The 4,900-nt window shown below is 38.8% G+C and carries 4 protein-coding genes and 4 pseudogenes; 2 read left to right on the forward strand and 6 right to left on the reverse strand.

Annotated elements, in window-relative coordinates; all coding sequences use genetic code 11:
- Both PV763_RS16445 and PV763_RS16450 read right to left on the reverse strand, forming a co-directional pair.
- Window positions 1-1,141 (reverse strand): multicopper oxidase domain-containing protein (locus PV763_RS16445; RefSeq protein ID WP_420938229.1); only part of this gene is annotated, 1,141 nt, incomplete at its 3' end.
- Between the two features lie 48 nt (window positions 1,142-1,189).
- Window positions 1,190-1,537 carry a hypothetical protein gene (locus tag PV763_RS16450; protein ID WP_071851553.1) on the reverse strand — a complete coding sequence of 116 codons (348 nt, stop codon included), beginning with the start codon at window positions 1,535-1,537 and terminating at the stop codon, window positions 1,190-1,192.
- A 287-nt stretch (window positions 1,538-1,824) separates the two neighbouring features.
- Here PV763_RS16450 and PV763_RS16455 point away from each other — a divergent pair.
- Window positions 1,825-3,159: pseudogene (locus tag PV763_RS16455) on the forward strand (ISNCY family transposase).
- A gap of 442 nt (window positions 3,160-3,601) precedes the next feature.
- Here PV763_RS16455 and PV763_RS16460 read toward each other — a convergent pair.
- Both PV763_RS16460 and PV763_RS16465 read right to left on the reverse strand, forming a co-directional pair.
- Entirely contained in the window at window positions 3,602-4,048 is a 447-nt protein-coding gene (locus tag PV763_RS16460) for a ribbon-helix-helix protein, CopG family (protein ID WP_016658834.1), read from the reverse strand.
- Window positions 4,049-4,149: 101 nt separating this feature from the next.
- Window positions 4,150-4,368 (reverse strand): NAD(P)H-dependent oxidoreductase, encoded by a 219-nt coding sequence (locus PV763_RS16465; RefSeq protein ID WP_420938230.1) that lies wholly within the window; start codon window positions 4,366-4,368, stop codon window positions 4,150-4,152.
- A 6-nt stretch (window positions 4,369-4,374) separates the two neighbouring features.
- Between PV763_RS16465 and PV763_RS16470 the strand changes: the two are divergent.
- A pseudogene (locus PV763_RS16470) lies at window positions 4,375-4,567 on the forward strand (DDE-type integrase/transposase/recombinase); the annotation flags it as partial.
- Window positions 4,568-4,583: 16 nt separating this feature from the next.
- Here PV763_RS16470 and PV763_RS16475 read toward each other — a convergent pair.
- Both PV763_RS16475 and PV763_RS16480 read right to left on the reverse strand, forming a co-directional pair.
- Window positions 4,584-4,781, reverse strand: a pseudogene (locus PV763_RS16475) (hypothetical protein); the annotation flags it as partial.
- 23 nt (window positions 4,782-4,804) lie between these two features.
- Window positions 4,805-4,900, reverse strand: a pseudogene (locus tag PV763_RS16480) (copper resistance protein CopB); the annotation flags it as partial.

The raw sequence follows: 4,900 nt of genomic DNA on the forward strand, positions 1-4,900 counted from the left end.
CCATGCCTTGCATATTGCCGTGGTTCATTTTCGAATGATCCATTCCTGCATGATCACCGCCACCATGTCCCATATCTTCCATGGTCAAAAGTGAGCGTGGACGTGGTGCAGGCATATGAATGCCATGTGTCATAGGATTTAATTCATTGTGCAGTGTACCAATCGCATAGCCTGCACGGTCAATTGACTCAGCTTCAATTTGATAATGTCCACCTTTTGGCTCCACAATCACATCATAAGTTTCAGCTGTGCCAATACGAAACTCATCCACAGCAACAGGTTTTACAGGCTGACCATCAGCACTGACCACAGTCATTTTCAAGTTAGGAATACGGACATCGTAGAAAGACATCGCAGATGCATTCACAAAACGTAGGCGAATTTTTTCATTCGGTTTAAACATTCCTGTCCAATTTTGTTCAGGTGTTTTGCCATTAATGAGGAAGGTATAACCTGTAACATCCGACATGTCGGTTTTTAGCATACGCATCTGATTCCACATTTTGCGGTCAGACCATGTCGCTTTTATGCCATCACGTTTAACCTGCTTCCAAACATCACCCAAGGTTTCACGCTGATCTTGATAATATTCAGCTGAAATTTTAAGATCTTTCTGAATTTGATCACTGGTTTTTTCATGAAAATCTGACAACATCACCACATAGTCACGTTCAGCTTTTTCATGTGCTGCCAATGGTGTTTTACCTTTTGGATAAATCACAAAAGAACCATATAAGCCGTCCTGTTCCTGTCCTTTAGAATGAGCGTGATACCAATAAGTCCCGCTTTGGCGAATCTTGAATTTATAAACATACTCGCTTTGAGGCTTAATACCGTTAAAACCATTAAATCCTGGTACACCATCCATAATGCCCGGCAACAACAGTCCGTGCCAATGAATAGAAGAATCTTGGTTTTTTAAATTATTTTTCACGCGAATGATGGCTTCATCACCCTCTTCAAACTCAAGCAAAGGCGCAGGAAATTGACCATTTACGGTAATGCGCTTTACAGGCTTTCCAGTTGGGCTGACCACTGCTTCATCAATAACAAGCTGATATTCACGCACTTCGGCAAAAACCAAAGGCGACGATGCAAAACAAATACCTGCTAATAGGTACGAACTAATTTTATGAGACATAACTTAACCTTAATTTTTGAAAAATAAATAAATTTTAAAAAAAATTGGTTAAGTTTTAGGAGGACGTGAAATTTCTTGCCAATACCCATTTAGATATTGGTTGAGGTAATAAAAATTAGGCTGATCTATAGAATAGAAGGTATCTAGGGGATCTAGCGAGCTTTGCAAAGAATGAAGACATGAGATCTCTGTCTGGCAGGATAAGCTAGAACATTCCTGACACTTTTTGTGATCTATATTCTGATTAATAGCTAAATGATTATGGCAATCGGTATTCGTCTGTACTTCGTGATTAATACCATGTTGAGTGACTTGCTGTGCTTGATCTAAACAATGATCTTGGCTCATTTCAGTTTGCATATTGATATGCATTATCTTTACTGATGCAACAGACACACTACTCCATCCTATGGCAAAAACCATAAGAAAACAAAACCAAAGTTTTTTGGAGAGATGAGTCAACACGAATGCTATCTAGGAATAGAATTTAATCCAAAATATCTTAACGGAATTTCAACTATTTACAACTCAATATAATTTAGTAGTTTCTCTAAAATTAACATAATACACCTTATACGAAATAAAAATTGTAACTCCAAAATAGAAATGTCCGGTTTCTCCAAAGTAAAAATGTCCGCTTTTAGAATATGCACTTTTGCAATTTCGTTAGCGGACGGTTTGATATGTTGGTGTCTATGTCTGACAAAGAAATTCAACGACTTGCAGTTCTGCAAGACGTTCGAGATCATCGTATTACCCAGGTCCGTGCTGCTGAAATCCTGAATCTTTCCACCCGTCAAATTACCCGGTTATTGCAGAAGCTCAATCAAGATGGTGTCTCAGGTATGGCACATGCCAGTCGTGGTCAACCTGGCCATCGTCGCCATGATGACTTGTTAAAATCAAAGTGCCTTTCCATTATTGCTGAACATTTGCTGGGCTTTGGACCCACCTTGGCGCATGAAAAGCTCAGCAGCATGTTTGACCTGAATATCCCGGTAGAAACGCTTCGGCGCTGGATGACGGCCAATGACCTGTGGATTCCTCGATCCAAGCGCCTGAAGCGTCCATATCAGCCACGTTATAACCGTGATTGCTTCGGTGAACTGATTCAGATTGATGGCTCATATCATGACTGGTTCGAAGGACGCGCTGCTAAGTGCTGTTTATTGGTGTATATCGATGATGCTACTGGCAAGCTGTTGCATTTGCGCTTTTGTGAGGCTTAAACAACCTTTGACTATATGCTTTCAACCCGAGCCTACATTGAACAATACGGCAAGCCTTTGGCCTTTTATAGCGATAAACACTCGGTATTCCGAGTCAATCAAAAATCGAGTCAAGATAGTAAGATCACGCAATTTGGCCGGATTCTGAATGAGTTAAACATTGATATTATCTTCGCCAATTCCCCACAGGCCAAAGGCCGTGTAGAACGTGCCAACAGAACCCTTTAGGACCGCCTGATTAAGGAGATTCGCCTGGAAGGCATGGGTTCGATTGCCGAAGCCAATGCATGGCTACCCTGCTTTATTGAGCATTTCAATCAGAAGTTCGCTAAATGTGCACGAAACTCAAAGAATTTACATCGACCATTAGCCGAATCTGATCTTGAACTGGATGATATTTTTACCTGGCAGGAACCGCGTAAGGTCACCAAGAATCTGACTCTGACCTATGACAAGTGTATTTATATGCTTGAACCGACAGAGCTGAATCATAAGCTTGCTGGGCAATACATTTCATTTCTGGAGTACCCGGATGGAACTATCGCCATCATGTATGAGGGACGGAAGATCTATTATAGCGTCTTCAATAAACTGGCTGGACTACAGCAAAATGCAGTGGTTGAGAATAAAAGATTAGGTTCGGTTCTGGCCCATATCCAGCAACAGTATGAAGCATTGGAAAAACAGAATAAACGTTCCCGCCTCAAGAAAAGTATGCCGAGTCGTAAAGCTCAGAAAGCTGTTATTGAACAAAGAAATTTAAATCCTGTGCTTGACTCTTGTGGTTAAAAACAGGACATTTTAAATGGTTTATCGCATAGACATTTTAATTGGTGAATAACAACACTTGTATATTAATATCAATAACTTAAAAATTTCACACTGATCACAAAATGCCCAAAAATCCGATTTTGAAACAAGTCGGCTTAAAAATGATCAATTTTGACATTTTCCGAATGTTATCAACTCTTCCAGGGTAAAAACTATCCCCAATTTCTGTGGATGAAATTTAGGCTATTTTGTAGGCCTAGGCTTACGTGAATCTCGGCCCTTTGCTGCTATGCGGCATACTGGAATTTTCATATTATTGAATGGTCAGGAACAGGAAGTTCCATATAATAAAAAATAAGCACCAGGATGGCGCTATATAAGACATGCAAGAGCACAAAGACCTAATGTTCCAATAAAAAACCCCGGCAGGATGCCGGGGTTTTTTATTTGTATAAGCTATTTAAATAATAGCTTGTTCTTTTAAATGAGATAGTGCAGCAAGAATATATGATGAGTTGAAGGTTACATCGGTATAGGTTGATGGAGATCGACTTCCAGTTTCCTTAAAAATCTTATAAAAATTATCAACTTCATCAGTGCTTAAAGGGCGAATATTATCTTTGTTATTGTGAACAAATAATTTTCCGTCCTCACTAAACATAATAAATTTAGATTTTCTAGATTCAGTTTCTAAATTAACTGGTGTAGAAAAAAATTTAACGAGAGTTTCATATAGATTAATATTCATGTAACTTAACCCTTTGTTTTCATGTATATATTTTTTCGATAAGCTCTCAATACTCATAGAAATAGCTTCTCTGGCTAAAAATGATTTCGTTCTTTGACTCTTTTCAGCCAGTTGATCTAACTGTTTTTCTAATTCTACAGGTAATCGAAGCATCAACATTATAAACAACCCAATCTAAATGTATATCAATTAGAGTATATCATTAAGATGGTAGTTTCAAATTTTTTGAACCGCTCTTTCTCTGATTTCAGGGGTATATTTTAATTTGATCCACCACTGACTTGCATCAAGGCAAGGGTTTTACCTTGGGTAGCACGGATTGCTCCTCCTGCAAGTGGAATCCAGTCTATTTGTGATTTAAAAATGGAACTCATAGAACCATGACGTTCAGGTGAACACCAGACCATACCTTCAGACCATGCAAGAAGCTCATGCAGTTCTTTTACTTTTGGATGCTCAGTATCCGCATCTTCTGGCAAAGGAAGGCCCCACAAGTGATAGATACAGATAAAGCACACATATGGAGGTGCTTTGTCACGGTTAAAATGGGAAAGAAAATGTCCACCAGATCTTGAGCACAGGCAGGTTAAGTATAAAAATAACGTGATCGAATGTAATCATGGCAAGCTAAAGCGGATCATTAGGGCCACTTTAGGATTCAAATCGATGAAGACGGCTATGCCACATGCATCTATTCAGATGGCATTAAACACCGATGATGTACAGACGAAGTAGTAGCAGCCGATCCTACTAAAAGAATAGCAAACGATAAAAACAGCGATAAGCATGTTTTTAACCACTGCATAAAAATAGACCAAAAATTAAGCTTTTTTAGTTTTACAGATTCGAAAATAAATAGTAATAATTCATGAATAGTAGCCGAAGCTACCATTCATGAATCCAAATCATACTATTTTAAAAAACTAATTCGATGCCTGCACCATATTTCCATCCCTTTTCAGACTCTGTTGCCTCTTGCATAGAAGTGGCTTTCTGTCCTTTTTCATATTG

The sequence above is a fragment of the Acinetobacter sp. AS5 genome, from assembly GCF_048957595.1.
Taxonomy (GTDB): domain Bacteria; phylum Pseudomonadota; class Gammaproteobacteria; order Pseudomonadales; family Moraxellaceae; genus Acinetobacter.

What these genes read in the sequence shown, in the direction of transcription:
- PV763_RS16460 (WP_016658834.1), bottom strand. Translation starts at nt 4,048, where the DNA reads ATGTTGATGCTTCGATTACCTGTAGAATTAGAAAAACAGTTAGATCAA.